Origin of the sequence: Eikenella longinqua, from assembly GCF_001648355.1 — a bacterium.
Lineage (GTDB): Bacteria > Pseudomonadota > Gammaproteobacteria > Burkholderiales > Neisseriaceae > Eikenella > Eikenella longinqua.
Window position 1 is genome coordinate 45621 of the sequence record NZ_LXSL01000011.1, and the last position, 13541, is coordinate 59161.

15 protein-coding genes are annotated in these 13541 nt (G+C 59.3%); 9 read left to right on the forward strand and 6 right to left on the reverse strand.

Going from position 1 to position 13541, the window contains the following annotated elements:
- Positions 1 to 87: 87 nt before the first annotated feature.
- Positions 88 to 261: a hypothetical protein gene (locus A7P95_RS00820; protein ID WP_342667756.1), complete on the reverse strand. Its 174-nt coding sequence runs from the start codon at positions 259 to 261 to the stop codon at positions 88 to 90.
- Between the two features lie 329 nt (positions 262 to 590).
- On the opposite strand from A7P95_RS00820, the gene A7P95_RS00825 reads away from it, so the two are divergent.
- On the forward strand, positions 591 to 1955 hold the full coding sequence (locus tag A7P95_RS00825) for an L-serine ammonia-lyase (RefSeq protein WP_067589727.1): 1365 nt from the start codon (positions 591 to 593) through the stop codon (positions 1953 to 1955).
- Positions 1956 to 2067: 112 nt separating this feature from the next.
- Here A7P95_RS00825 and A7P95_RS00830 read toward each other — a convergent pair whose 3' ends face one another.
- The gene (locus A7P95_RS00830) at positions 2068 to 3735 is read right to left on the reverse strand and encodes an ABC1 kinase family protein (RefSeq protein ID WP_067589730.1); all 1668 of its coding nucleotides are present in this window, start codon (positions 3733 to 3735) and stop codon (positions 2068 to 2070) included.
- A 148-nt stretch (positions 3736 to 3883) separates the two neighbouring features.
- Here A7P95_RS00830 and A7P95_RS00835 point away from each other — a divergent pair, with 148 nt between their 5' ends.
- The 3 genes from A7P95_RS00835 to dapE all read left to right on the forward strand — a co-directional run bounded on the left by A7P95_RS00835 (position 3884) and on the right by dapE (position 6011).
- Positions 3884 to 4495: a C40 family peptidase gene (locus A7P95_RS00835; RefSeq protein ID WP_067589733.1), complete on the forward strand. Its 612-nt coding sequence runs from the start codon at positions 3884 to 3886 to the stop codon at positions 4493 to 4495.
- A gap of 12 nt (positions 4496 to 4507) precedes the next feature.
- The gene (locus A7P95_RS00840; protein ID WP_067589736.1) at positions 4508 to 4726 is read left to right on the forward strand and encodes a hypothetical protein; all 219 of its coding nucleotides are present in this window, start codon (positions 4508 to 4510) and stop codon (positions 4724 to 4726) included.
- Positions 4727 to 4874: 148 nt separating this feature from the next.
- Positions 4875 to 6011 carry a succinyl-diaminopimelate desuccinylase gene (gene dapE, locus A7P95_RS00845; RefSeq protein WP_067589739.1) on the forward strand — a complete coding sequence of 379 codons (1137 nt, stop codon included), beginning with the start codon at positions 4875 to 4877 and terminating at the stop codon, positions 6009 to 6011.
- Positions 6012 to 6431: 420 nt separating this feature from the next.
- Here dapE and A7P95_RS00850 read toward each other — a convergent pair whose 3' ends face one another.
- Together A7P95_RS00850 and A7P95_RS00855 are read right to left on the reverse strand one after the other, a co-directional pair.
- The gene (locus A7P95_RS00850) at positions 6432 to 7235 is read right to left on the reverse strand and encodes a lysophospholipid acyltransferase family protein (protein WP_067589742.1); all 804 of its coding nucleotides are present in this window, start codon (positions 7233 to 7235) and stop codon (positions 6432 to 6434) included.
- Between the two features lie 20 nt (positions 7236 to 7255).
- Positions 7256 to 8005, reverse strand: coding sequence for a GNAT family N-acetyltransferase (locus A7P95_RS00855; RefSeq protein ID WP_067590333.1), 750 nt, complete (start codon positions 8003 to 8005; stop codon positions 7256 to 7258).
- 560 nt (positions 8006 to 8565) lie between these two features.
- On the opposite strand from A7P95_RS00855, the gene rpmB reads away from it, so the two are divergent.
- From rpmB to A7P95_RS00880, 5 genes are all read left to right on the forward strand, one after another.
- Positions 8566 to 8799, forward strand: coding sequence for a 50S ribosomal protein L28 (rpmB, locus tag A7P95_RS00860; protein ID WP_035579964.1), 234 nt, complete (start codon positions 8566 to 8568; stop codon positions 8797 to 8799).
- A gap of 23 nt (positions 8800 to 8822) precedes the next feature.
- Positions 8823 to 8978: a 50S ribosomal protein L33 gene (rpmG, locus tag A7P95_RS00865; RefSeq protein ID WP_067589743.1), complete on the forward strand. Its 156-nt coding sequence runs from the start codon at positions 8823 to 8825 to the stop codon at positions 8976 to 8978.
- A gap of 300 nt (positions 8979 to 9278) precedes the next feature.
- Positions 9279 to 10529: a lipoprotein-releasing ABC transporter permease subunit gene (locus tag A7P95_RS00870; protein ID WP_067589746.1), complete on the forward strand. Its 1251-nt coding sequence runs from the start codon at positions 9279 to 9281 to the stop codon at positions 10527 to 10529.
- Complete coding sequence (gene lolD / locus A7P95_RS00875) at positions 10522 to 11202, forward strand: lipoprotein-releasing ABC transporter ATP-binding protein LolD (protein WP_067589749.1); 681 nt, start codon at positions 10522 to 10524, stop codon at positions 11200 to 11202. Before A7P95_RS00870 ends, lolD begins: the two co-directional genes overlap by 8 nt.
- Positions 11203 to 11470: 268 nt before the next feature.
- A complete protein-coding gene (locus A7P95_RS00880; protein WP_067589752.1) occupies positions 11471 to 12256 on the forward strand; it encodes a hypothetical protein in 786 nt (261 codons plus the stop codon).
- A gap of 284 nt (positions 12257 to 12540) precedes the next feature.
- Here A7P95_RS00880 and ruvX read toward each other — a convergent pair whose 3' ends face one another.
- On the reverse strand, positions 12541 to 12996 hold the full coding sequence (gene ruvX / locus A7P95_RS00885) for a Holliday junction resolvase RuvX (protein WP_067589754.1): 456 nt from the start codon (positions 12994 to 12996) through the stop codon (positions 12541 to 12543).
- Positions 12989 to 13537, reverse strand: a complete 549-nt coding sequence (locus A7P95_RS00890; RefSeq protein ID WP_067589757.1) for a YqgE/AlgH family protein — start codon at positions 13535 to 13537, stop codon at positions 12989 to 12991. Before A7P95_RS00890 ends, ruvX begins: the two co-directional genes overlap by 8 nt.
- Between the last annotated feature and the right edge of the window lie 4 nt (positions 13538 to 13541).

The following is a 13541-nucleotide window of genomic DNA, read 5'->3' on the forward strand; positions in this document are numbered from 1 at the left end:
ATAAGGCTACCTGAAAAAGGAAAATGGCTTCCGCCGTGGAAGCCATTTGCTATTGCTGCGATTGCGTGCTGCCGGAAAGGCGCGGGTTTATTCGGGAGAAAAGCCTTCTTCCGTCAACGCGGCTTTGAATGCGGCGATGTCGAAGCCGTCGCCGCAAGTAATCACCACGCGGCCATCTTCGTGATTGGCGTTTACCATTCTCACGCCGGCCACGGTTTCGCCTTTGGCAACCAGCCGGTCCCCATCCGTTTTGTTCTGCATACCGGATACCTGAATCAACATTTGTGGCATATTAACCTCTAAATAATGTAGTCGATTAAAAAATATATCTATCTAAGCTTACTGCATTGTTTTGTGAAAATATGCAGTAGACGTCGCAAGTATTGCCCGCGTTTATGACTCCGTTATCCAAACTTCGTTACAACATTTAACAGGCAATAATGCGCATTTTGCCTAGATAACGCCCGGTTGTCTAGCCTTACAAAGAGAATAAATGCCACAGCCGGCATCTGCGCCACGCCGCCCGCCTAGGCTGCCACAGCCGGATTTGGTAAAATATTGAAAAATTACGACAGAAAGGCGGCAAAAGAATGATCAGTTTTTTTGATATGTTCAAAATCGGTATCGGCCCTTCCAGCTCGCACACTGTCGGGCCGATGCGTGCCGGGGCGCTGTTCCGGCAGCAGCTAATCGATCAGAAGTTATTAAACCGAATCACCCGTTTCCGGGCGCATGTTTATGGCTCTCTCTCCTTCACCGGCCGCGGCCACGGCACGGATTCCGCCATCATCGGCGGCCTGGCCGGCTACGAACCGGACACTGTGGACACCACCACCTTCCCCGAATTCATCCGGCAAGTGATGTCGAGCAAAACCCTTCCCGACATCAACGGCCACCAAACCCCGTTCGACTACATGCGCGATTTCCGCTTCCACTCCTCCTTCCTGCCCTTGCACGAAAACGGCATGCGTCTGGAAGCCTTCATTGGCGATGAAATCGCAGCGCAGGAAGTGTATTACTCCATCGGTGGCGGCTTCGTGGTCACCGAGCAGCAGTTTGCCAAAGCCGACCAGCAGCAGGCGCCGCTCAACGTGCCCTACCCCTACCAAAGCGCCGCCGACCTCATCCGCCAATGCAAAGAGCATAAGCTGAGCCTGTCGGAAGTCATCTTCCGCAACGAATGCGCACTGCACCCCGAAGAAGAAGTGCGCGCTTACGCCCGCGCCATCTGGCAAACCATGAGCGACTGCATCCAACGCGGCCTCAACACCGACGGCACGCTGCCCGGCCCGCTGCACATCCAGCGGCGTGCCCCGCTAGTGAAAAAACAGCTCGAAAGCAACGCCGGCATCAGCAGCGACCCGATGGGCATCGTGGATTGGATTAACATGGTAGCCTTCGCCGTAAATGAAGAAAACGCCGCCGGCGGCCGCGTGGTTACCGCCCCGACCAACGGCGCCTGCGGCATCGTGCCCACCGTGCTCGCCTACTACGACCACTTCGTGAGCAGCCTCACCGACGAACAAGTGCTGCGCTACCTGCTCACTTGCAGCGCCATCGGCAGCCTCTACAAAATGAACGCTTCCATTTCCGGCGCCGAAGTGGGCTGCCAGGGCGAAGTGGGCGTGGCCTGCTCCATGGCCGCCGCCGGGCTCACCGAGCTGCAAGGCGGCAGCCCGGATCAAGTGTGCATTGCCGCCGAAATCGCCATGGAACACCACCTCGGCCTCACCTGCGACCCGGTAAACGGCCAAGTGCAAGTGCCCTGCATCGAGCGCAACGCCATATCTTCCGTGAAAGCCATCAACGCCTCGCGCATGGCGCTGCGCCGCACCACCGAGCCGGCGGTAACGCTGGACGAAGTGATCGCCACCATGTATGAAACCGGCCGCGATATGGATCAGAAATACCGCGAAACCTCCATCGGCGGCCTGGCCAAACATGTGTTGTGTTAGCTTGCTGATTTTAAAATTAAAGGAGTGTGGGATGCTGGTTCCACACGCCTTTTTGTTTTTCAGGTAGCCTCTCTCCTTCATCAAATTCCCTTTACGCTTGAAAAGTTTTGTTTTAATGTTTGCCCGAACGCCAAATAGCCCAGATAATCCACAGGCTGTTGGCGAAGGCCAAGAGGTAGCCGAAAAAGCCGAGAAACGATAGGCCGAACAGCTTGGGGCCGATGTTGCTGCTCAGCAAGATAGAGGAGCCGATAATCAGCGCGGCGGTTACCATGCCCATGGTGAGCCGGTTGGCGCTGTGTTCCAGATGCTGGTTGAGGCTATCGAGGCGTTTCAAATCGAGATTTACGTTTACGCGACCGCTTTGCAGGCTGCGGTTGAGGCGCAGCAGGTTTTTCGGCAAATCGCCCATTATCCGCCCCAGCATCCGGCTCTGCGTGCGGGCGCGCCGCCAAACGCGCTCGGGCGAAAAGCCTTGCCGGATCACGCTTTGCACAATCGGCTTGGCATGCTCCAGCAGCTGGAAATCGCCGTCTAGGCGCTTCACCACGCCTTCCAGGGTGAGCAGGGTTTTAAACAGCATCACCAAATCGCCGGGCAGCGCCAATTCGTGCTCGCGCATGATGCGGGTGAGATCGTTGATAACTTGGCTCACGCGCAAATCGCGCACGGCGGTGTGCTCGTAGTCGAGCAGCATTTCCATCACATCCGCGCCGAGCAGGTCTTCATCGGGCACATCTCCCTGCGCCCAGTTACCGAGGATGTATTGCACGGCGAAGGGGTCGCGGTGAATCAGGGCTTCGATTAAGGCGTTGATTTCCTGGCGGCGCACGGTATTCAGGTAGCCCACCATGCCGAAATCGATCAGCCCGACGCTCAAATCAGGATAGATGAAAATATTGCCCGGATGCGGGTCGGCGTGAAACAGGCCTTGGCCGAGAATCATGTGGAGCAGGGCATCGGTGATGCGGCAGGCCAGAAGGTGCCGCTCTTCCGCGCCCAGCGCTGCGATGTCGGCATCTTTCAGCAGCTCGGCCGCCATGTATTCCTGCACCAGAATCTGCCGGTTGCTATATTCGGGGTAAACCTTGGGGATATGAATGCCCGGGCGGCCGTCATACCAGGCGGCAAAACGCTGCATATGGCGCAGCTCGGCCGACAAATCGGTTTCCTTGGCCAGGCTTTTGGCAAAATACTGCACCATCTGCACCGGATGATAGCGGCGCGTTTCGGCAATTTCCGATTCTATCAATTGCGCCAAATAGGTTAGAATGCGCAAGTCTGCCTGAATCAGCGGCTCGATGTCGGGCCGGCGCACCTTCACCGCCACTTCGCTGCCGTCGAGTAGCACCGCGCGGTGCACCTGCGCAATGGAAGCGCTGCCCACCGGATCGCTGTCGATATGCCGGAACACCTCTTCCGGCGCTCGCCCGAGCTGCTCGGCCAGCAGCAAACGGATTTCCTCAAACGGCAAGGGGTTAGCACGGCTTTGCAGCTGTTCGAATTCCTCAATCCATTCGGCGTTGAACACATCCACGCGGGTGGCCAGAATCTGCCCCAGCTTGATAAACGTGGGCCCCAGCTCTTCAAACGCCAGCCGGAAACGGCGCGCAGTGCTCATGGCAACATGGTCGGCCGGCCGCCCCTCGCCGCCAAACCAAGAAGAGCGGTTCAGCTTGAGCCGGCCGAGGAAGCCGCCCAGCCCGTGCCGGGCAAGCGTGGACACGATTTGGCGCAACCGGTTGAGGTCGCCCCAAGCGAGAACGGCAGATTTAGCCATACGCATACCCCCTGCAAAATCTGTATCCATAACGGATACACAGCATAACACACCCGCCCCTTATAGCGCATACGCCGCCCGCCGCGCCGCGTTTCCGCCTCAATCCGAATACGCTATAACACGGCAAGAAACAGAAAGCTCCAAATTGATGAAGTGGATCAAGCAAGCAAGCATTTTCGCCCTCACGGCGCTCTCCCTCGCCCTCCCGCTCAGCGCCCAAGCCGCGCCCGAAGGCTTGGATAACGACGCGCTCGAACGCCTCATCCGCGAACGCACCGGCCACGGCAGCAACGCCTCATCCTCCTCATCCGGCCGCCAATCTTCAGGTAGCCGATCATCCTCCAGCAGCCGCCCCTCCGGCAGCCAAGACGAAGCCGGCGACCTCATCATGAACGCCATGAGCCTCATCGGCCTCTCCTACCGCTTCGGCGGCAACTCCCCCACCCAAGGCCTCGATTGCAGCGGCTTCATGCAATACATCTTCAAGCGCAGCATGGGCATCACCCTGCCGCGCACCTCCGCCGAAATGGCAACCGTGGGCCAGCAGGTCGACCGCGCCAACCTCAAGCCCGGCGACATGGTCTTCTTCGGCGGCGGCGGGCGCGTATCCCACGTCGGCATGTATATCGGCAACGACCGCTTCATCCACGCCCCCCGCACCGGCCGCGACATCGAAATCACCAGCATGAACGGCAACTACTGGAAAAACCGCTACATCACCGCCCGCCGCGTAGACCGTTCCACCCGCTTCACCCGCTAAAGGCACACACCCATGCACATGCCCGACATGCCCAAATGGTATAGCGACAACGGCGACATCGTTTCCTGCACCGAAAAAGTGAAAGTGATGCAGGAAAACATGCAAGAGCTCTACCAGCTCGCGCAAGACACCTTCGAAGACGCCCTGCTCATGGGCTGCGGCGAACAACAAGTGCGCGATTTCCTCGTCGAACTTATGCGCCATGTGCACAACCCCTACCGCCAGCCCTAAGCGCCGAGCCACAACAAAGGCTACCTGAAAATGCCACACCACTTTTCAGGTAGCCTCTTTCCATCCCGCATCAACGCCGCCCCAAGCCCTTGGCAAACCCCGCCAAACCCGCTATAACCCAGCCTTCCCCAATCCGCACATCCCCGCCATGACCGACACCGCCACCCTCCACCTCGCCAAACAACTCATCGCCCAACCCTCCATTACCCCGCACGACCACGGCTGCCAAGACATCATCGCCGAGCGCCTGCGCGCCATCGGCTTCACCATCGAAGACCTCCCCTTCGGCCGCACCCGCAACCTCTGGGCACGGCGAGGCAGCAGCGCCCCCCTGCTCTGCTTCGCCGGCCACACCGACGTCGTTCCCCCCGGCCCCGAAGCAGAATGGACATCCCCCCCCTTCCAGCCCACCGAACGCCAAGGCAAACTCTACGGCCGCGGCACCGCCGACATGAAAACCAGCATCGCCTGCTTCATCACCGCCTGCGAACGCTTCACCGCCGCCCACCCCCACTTTTCAGGTAGCCTCGCCCTCCTCATCACCTCCGACGAAGAAGGCGACGGCCGCGACGGCACCACCCGCGTCGTTGACACCCTGCGCGCCCGCGGCGAACATATTGACTACTGCATCATCGGCGAGCCCACCGCCGAACACACCCTCGGCGACACCATCAAAAACGGCCGCCGCGGCTCCCTCTCCGGCAGCCTCACCATCCACGGCAAACAAGGCCACATCGCCTACCCCCACCTCGCCGCCAACCCCGTCCACCTCGCCGCCCCCGCCCTCGCCCAACTCACCGCCGAACACTGGGACAACGGCAACGCCTACTTCCCCCCCACCGGCTTCCAAATCTCCAACATCCACGCCGGCACCGGCGCCACCAACGTCATCCCCGGCAGCCTCAGCGTCCAATTCAACTTCCGCTTCTCCACCGAATCCAGCGCCCAAAGCCTCCAACAGCGCGTAGAAGCCATCTTGCAACAACACCGACTGAGCTACAACCTGCAATGGCAGCTCTCCGGCCAACCCTTCCTCACCGAAGCCGGCCGCCTCACCCAAGCCGCCCAAGCCGCCATCGCCGAAGAATGCCGTATCCAAGCCGCCCTCTCCACCGGCGGCGGCACCTCCGACGGCCGCTTCATCAAAGCCATCGCCAGCGAACTCATCGAGCTCGGCCCCGTCAACCAAAGCATCCACCAAATCGACGAACACATCGAGCTCGCCGCCATCCCCCGGCTCTCCGCCATCTACGAAAACATTCTGCGCCGCCTGCTATTAGATTGACACAGCAAGCAAAAAATTTTTCAGGTAGCCTGTACGTCCGCCACAGGCTACCTGAAAACATATAGCGAACCACCTTAACTTTCGCTACGGCGTTAGCTCGCCTTGCCGTACTCCTGTACTGTCTGCGGCTCGCTGCCTGGTATCGAAAGCTAATTTGATTCGCCATAGTGGACTAAATTTAAACCGCTACGGCGTTGCCTCGCCTTGTCCCGATTGTTGTGAATCCACTATATATCCCCATTACAGCAAAACACTTTTCAGGTAGCCTCCCCGCCCACCCAAAGGCTACCTGAAAAACAAGCGGAGCAAGTTTCTCCAAACACACCGCCTTGCCACAAAGACAGCATTTCCATCCCGCCCAAAACACCAAAGGCCGCCCCGCCCGCAAGCGAAACAGCCTTCGCAACATAACGCACACCCTTAAGCCGTGTGCTCAAACACTGCCCCCTTCTCCGCCACCACACTCTCCGGCGGCACACCGCGCAGTTCCGCCAGCTTGGCCGCAATCTGCGCCTGCGCCACCGCACACAACTCCTGCCGCGTCTTACCCTGCGGCGCAATCGGCTCCAAGAAATACAGCACCGCCTCACTGCCCCGCTGCGGCAAAATCCGGCAAAACGACTGCCACAGGCTCATCTCGCCATAATAAGCCATATTGATATTCGGGCTGCCGTCCGCATTCGGATAATACGACAACACCGGCCACACCGCCTGATTGCCCACCACCGCCGTATCAAACAGCCCGCTCTTAAACGGCTTGATGCCCGTACCGTCCGTGCTCGTCCCCTCCGGGAACACCACCGCATAATCCTTTTCCGCCAAAATCTGCAGCAACACCTCCATCACCTGCTGCGAAGACTGCCGGCTGCCGCGCTTGATAAACACCGTGTCCACCCGCGCCACCAGCCAGCCGATCACCGGCCAGTCGCGCACCTCCTGCTTGGCCACAAAGCGCACCGCCTGCACCGAATTAATCAAGAAAATATCCAGCCACGACACATGGTTGCCCACCATAAACTGCCCGCCCTCGGCAAAAAACCGCTCCGAGCCGTGCACCGTCAGCCGAATGCCAAAAATCCGCATACACTGCCGCGACCAGCGCCGAATCCGCCACTGGCGTTTCGCCTTATCCTCGCGGCCGAAAAACAAGGCTACCTGAAAGCAGCCCCACAGCAAAATGGCGGCCACCCCAAATAGCCTCACAATCAGTCTGAGCCTACGCATCAGCTAACCTTGTTCCTGATTTATTTCACAAAATGTTTGGCATAACGCGGATGGATATTCTCCATCGGCATCATCACCAGCATATCGGCGCTGCCGAAATCCTTATCCCAATGCGGCTCGCCGCAAATCCACACGCCCGCGCGCAGATAACCCTTCATCAGCGGCGGCGCCTCCACGTCCAAATCCTGCCGCAGCTCATCCAGCGGCAGCGGCACTTTCGGGAACACGCGGTATTCTTCCGGCGAATAATGCGTCTGCTTCAGCTTGTGGAACAGGCTCGCGGCATAATCCCCGCCGTCGTCCATATGCACGCTGCCGCAGCCGATCATATATTCCAAGCCCTGCGCCTGCATAAAGCCGATCAAGCCCATCCACAGCAGCGAAATCGTGCCGCCGGTGCGGTAATCCTTGTGCACGCAGGCACGGCCCAGCTCCACCGTTTTCGGCAAAATATGCCGGATGCGCGACAAATCAAATTCCGAATCGGAATACCAGCCGCCTGCCGCCTTGGCCGCCTCTTTGGTAATCAGGCGGTAGGTGCCGATGATGCGGCCGCTGGCTTTGTCGCGCACAATCAGGTGGCGGCAGAATTCATCGTAGCGGTCGATGTCGCGGCCGTCTTCGGCATGGATGCCGGCGCCCATTTCCAGGCCGAATATCTCGTATCGCAGGCGTTGTGCTTCCGCCACGGCATCCGCTTCGCGGGTAACGGACACTTCGAGGCTGCCGCTATCAACGAGAAGCCATTCTTGGTCTTTTGTCTGTTGCATGGGTTGCTCCGGGAAACGTGCTACATTCGCACAGGCCGAACTGTAAAGCCACACGGCGCAAGAGGCAAGCAAATTGTGTTGCCCGCCGTAGGAAATAAAGCCGCCGCCGCGCCTAACGCCCGAATCCGGCTCATGGTTTTGCCGCACGCGCCGGCACCCGCCTGCGCAATCGTTTCCTCGCGGCAAACAGCATCAGTAGCGCCAAACCGTTTTCAGGTAGCCTCAAACGCAATTTAAGGCTACCTGAAAAATATAGCGAATCAAATTAGCTTTCGATACCAGGCAGCGAGCCGCAGACAGTACAGGAGTACGGCAAGGCGAGCTAACGCCGTAGCGAAAGTTAAGTTGGTTCGCTATACCAACCCGGGCAGCCGCACTTCCGCTGCAAGCAAAGGCCACCTGAAACAGCAGCTTGCCTGCCATGCGCCTTCCCCTGCATGTGTGGTTTCCCGCACCGCTTCCGCCGTTTTCATCACGATAAAACTTGAACCGGATATCTTTTCTATGGTATAAAGCAAGTTTCGTTTCTATCTAATATTTTTGAAGTTTGGAGAATAACCATGGCACGAGTTTGCAAAGTAACCGGAAAGCGGCCGATGTCCGGTAACAACGTATCGCACGCCAACAACAAAACCAAGCGCCGTTTTTTGCCGAACCTGCAATCGCGCCGTTTCTGGGTTGAGAGTGAAAACCGCTGGGTGCGTTTGCGCGTTTCCAACGCAGCTTTGCGTTTGATCGACAAAGTCGGCATTGATGCCGTTCTGGCCGATTTGCGCGCACGCGGCGAAGCCTAACCATTATTTAAGGAATCAGAGTCATGCGCGATAAAATCAAGCTGGAATCCACCGCCGGTACCGGCCATTTCTACACCACCACCAAAAACAAGCGGACCATGGCCGGCAAATTCGAAATCAAAAAATTCGATCCGGTTGCCCGCAAACACGTGGTTTACAAAGAAACCAAGCTGAAATAAACCTTTCAGCCGCGTTTCCACCGAGACACTGCATTCTCTGGCTCAGCAAGGGAATGCAGTTTTCTATATCTGCGCCCCGGAAACTGCCGTTAAATAGGGAAAATTCCACGCATACCCGCGTAATCGCCCCTGCCCTGCCATCCAATAAACGGTATACTGTGCGCCGCTTTGGGGCTACCTGAAAATTTGAGGCTACCTGAAAAACCCTCTCTGCCCCAACGACGCCGCTTTTAAAGCAATTACCGCACAACCCAAATCTTTTGCAGCCTGCCGCACGCAGCCTGCGGAGCAAATCCCACCATGCTTTCCCTCGAAACCTGGATCGGCCTGCGCTATATGCGCGCCAAAAAACGCAACGGCCTGATGTCCGTCATCAGCATCATTTCGATTTTCGGCATCGCCACCGGCGTGACCGCGCTGATCGTGGTGCTTTCCGTGATGAACGGCTTTCAGAAAGAAATCCGCGGCCAGCTGCTGCAAGTAACCCCGCATATGCAGCTGAGCTATCTGCAAGCCGAGCCGGGCGACGACTGGCGCAGCCTGGCCAAAATCGCGCAGGCCAACCCGCGCGTGCTCGGCGTGGCGCCGTATGTGAGCGGGCAGGCGCTCTTGGCCAATTCCGGCGAAGTACAGGGTGTACAGGTGAAAGGCATCGACCCGGCCGAAGAACCGAAAGTGTCGGAATACGGCAGCAAACTGCCCAACGAGCTCTATCAGCGGCTTCATCCCGGCCAATTTGAAATGATTTTGGGCAAAGACATTGCCGACCGCCTGGGCGTACAGCCGGGCGAAAAGGTTACGCTGATTTCACCCGAAGGCAACGTCACCCCCATCGGCATGGTGCCGCGCATGAAGCAATTCACCGTGGTGGCCACCGTGTCCACTGGCATTTTCGCGGTGGACAACAGCCTCTCTGTAATCCACATCGACGACACAAAAACCCTCTACCGCGCGGGCGACGGCGACGTGAGCGTGCAGCTACGCCTGTCGCAGCCGGAAACCGCGCCGGATGTAACCGCCGTAATCGTGCCCGCCGAGCAGCGCGACAAAATCGCGGCCTACGACTGGACCTACCAAAACCGCGATTATTTCCAAGCCGTGGAAGTGGAGAAAAAAATGATGTTTGTGATCATGTTCTTCATCAGCCTGGTGGCCTCCATCAACCTGATTTCCACACTGATCATGACCGTAACCGAAAAGCAGGCCGCCATCGCCATCCTGCGCACGCTCGGCCTGCCGCCGCGCGGCATCATGAAAATCTTCCTGGTGCAGGGCACGCTGCTGGGCGTGGTGGGCACCGCCATCGGCGTGGCGCTGGGCATTACCGTGGCGCTGAACGTGGGCGGCATCGTGGCCGGCATCGAGCAGATGGCCGGGCGCAAGCTGGTTACCTCCGCCATCTATTTCATCGACTACATGCCCTCGCAAGTGAAGCTTTCCGACGTGCTGGCCATCGTGAGCATTTCGCTCGGCCTCTCCTTCGTGGCCACCCTGCTGCCGAGCTGGCGCGCATCCAAAACCCAACCTGCGGAGGCCCTGCGCTATGAATAAAGAATGGGTAATCGAATGCCAAAACGTGGGCAAAGTGTATGACGACGGCAGCCTCAAAGTGGAAGTGTTGCGCGAAGTGGATTTTCAGGTAGCCTCAGGCGAAGGCATCGGCATCATCGGCGCCTCCGGCAGCGGCAAATCCACCCTGCTGCACATCCTCGGCGGGCTCGACAAGCCCACCAGCGGCGAAGTGAAAATCAAAGGCCAAGGGCTCAACAACCTCTCGCAAGTGGCCATCGGCCGGCTGCGCAACCGGCATTTGGGCTTCGTGTATCAATTCCACCACCTGCTGCCCGAGTTTTCCGCGCTGGAAAACGTGATGATGCCGCTCTTGGTGGCGCGGCGCAGCAAAGCCGAAGCCCAGGCCGCTACCGCCGAAATCTTAGAAAAGGTAGGCCTCGGCAGCCGCATGACCCACCGCCCCGGCGAACTTTCCGGCGGCGAACGCCAACGCGCCGCCATCGCCCGCGCCTTGGTTACCAAGCCCGACTGCCTGCTGGCCGACGAGCCCACCGGCAACCTCGACCGCAAAAACGCCACCCACGCGCTGGAAATGATGCTCGAGCTCAAACGCGAGCTCGGCACCGCCCTCATCGTGGTAACGCACGACGAGCAGCTCGCCAAACGCTTCGACCGCGTGCTCACCATGGACGACGGCAGCCTGCGCGGCTGAGCCCGCCCCGCCAAACCAACCCAAGCCGCCGAACCGGGCAACCATTCGGCGGCTTGGCTTTGAGCGCACATCAGGCTACCTGAAAACGATGTTTCCGAAAGAAGCAGAGTTTCTGCGCAGTTAAAACGATGTCTTGGCGCAGCCAAAGCAGAGTTTCTGCAACGCTAAAAACTGAAAACAACTTTTTCAGGTAGCCCTTTCCCCTTGAAGGCTACCTGAAAAACCGTTTACCATCCGCCCCACCGCACACCACACTCAAGGAAACAACATGAAACTCCGCATCCCCGCCGCCCTCCTTCCTGCCGCCGCAGCCGCCCTATTCTGGGCACAACCCGCGGCCGCCCAATGCAACGGCCACACCTGCAACGGCGTGCCCACCCACATCCTCCACGAATCGCAGCAACGCGCCATCGAGCAAGCCCGGCAAAGCCAATACCAGCGGCAGCAGCGCGAACAGCAAGCCCTGCGCGGCCCCCGCCCCATGACGGCCGAAGAAGAACGCGCCCTCGAAATCGTATTCAACGGCGACCCCAAAGCATCCCGGGGCTGCAATCCCACCCTGCAAGACGGCCGCCTCTCCTGCTGGGAATACATCAACGACCCCAGAATGGGCATGGTCTTCTTCTCCCACGTTACCCCAGTCACCGACCTGAACGACTGCATCCGAAACCCCCGGCGCTGCCACAGGCACGGCCTGAAATACACCTACGGCACCGACGGCCGACTCTACGACATCGAAATCTACGACCGAGGCATCCTCCCCAAAGGCGAAAACCGATACGATTTCCTCCCCAACGGCAGCGTTGAAGTATCCGACCTCAAACGCAGCAACGACCGCGACAACCTCCGCAACAGCTACACCATCACCCCCGACGAAGCCCTGCGCCGCCTCGGCCTGCCGCGCAGCCTACTCAACATCGGCCGCCTCACGGTGAACACCAGGCTGCTGGCCGGGAAAGCCGCCCAACTGCCCGCCGGCTGCCCCGGCACCGCCGAAAGCGGCTCGTGGTCTGCCGTGTGCAACATCAACCTGCTGTGGAAAAACGGCAGATAACACCACCGCCCGAGCATGGCAAAGGCTACCTGAAAACCCGTTTCCGGTTTTCAGGTAGCCTTTTTATTGGCCGCAGGGGTGCTTGCTGCCTGCAAGCCGTTCAAGAAACGGCTTTTCAATACGCGCCAACCGGCAACGCCAAGCGCATGGGCAAGCAGTTGCCCGCCTGCTGCAAATATTTTTCAGGTAGCCTGATAATCCGTATAAAAGGCTACCTGAAAATTATCTTTCCCCTTATCTCCCCCGTGGCAGCCCGCGTTTTCAGGTAGCCTGCCGCCCTGCCGCTAGCCGTGGAATTCTTCCACCCAGCCGCCTTCGAAAAAGCCCTGCAAAATCGCCTGCGCGGCCACTTGGTCGAGCGCGGGCTTTTGTTTGCGGCCGCGCAGCCCAGCTTCGTTGAGCAGGTCGGAGGCGTAGAGGGAGGTGAGCCGCTCGTCGGCCCAATACACAGGCAGGCCGAAGCGGCCGTGCAGGCGGTGGCCGAAACGCCGTGCCAGGCGGGTGAGCTCGTGCTCGCTGCCGTCGGTGGAGAGGGGCAGGCCGACCACGAGCTGCACGGGCTGCCATTCGCGGATAAGCTCGGCGATGGCGGCGAATTTGCTGTTGTTGTCGGCGCCGCTAACGGTGGCGAGCGGGTGGGTGATGCCGAGCTCGGCGTCGCCTTGCGCTACGCCGATGCGGGTTTCGCCGAAGTCAAAGGCGAGGGTGGTGCCGCGGGGGATGGTGGGGGTGTTAGGCATGGCCGCCGGTGCGGATGAGTTGTTCGGGGGTGATGTTGAGCAGGGCGAGGGCGGCGTGGTAGCGCTGGTCGGCAGGGAGCTCGAACAGGATTTGCTCGTTGGCGGGCACGGTGAGCCAGCTGTTGTCGGCCAGTTCGCGTTCGAGCTGGCCGGCGCTCCAGCCGGTGTAGCCCATGAAGAGGAGGGATTGCTTCACTTGCTGTTCGTCGTGCAGGTGGTTGAGGATGTCGCCGGAGGAGGTGAGGGCGAGATTGTCGTTGATGGCGATGCTGCTGAGCCAGTTGCCCACGGGGGTGTGCAGCACGAAGCCGCGGTCGGCCTGCACGGGGCCGCCCACCAGGATGTATTCGTCGGCGGGGCGCACGGGCAGCTCGTGCTGCTGGGCGGTGAGCACTTGGCGCAAGAGCAGCGGGGAGGGTTTGTTGATGATTACGCCCATGCAGCCTTCGGCGGAGTAGGAGCAGATGTACACCACGCTCTCGGCAAAGAAGTTATCTTGCATATCGGGCATGGCGATGAGGAAGTGGTTGCTTAAATCCATGATG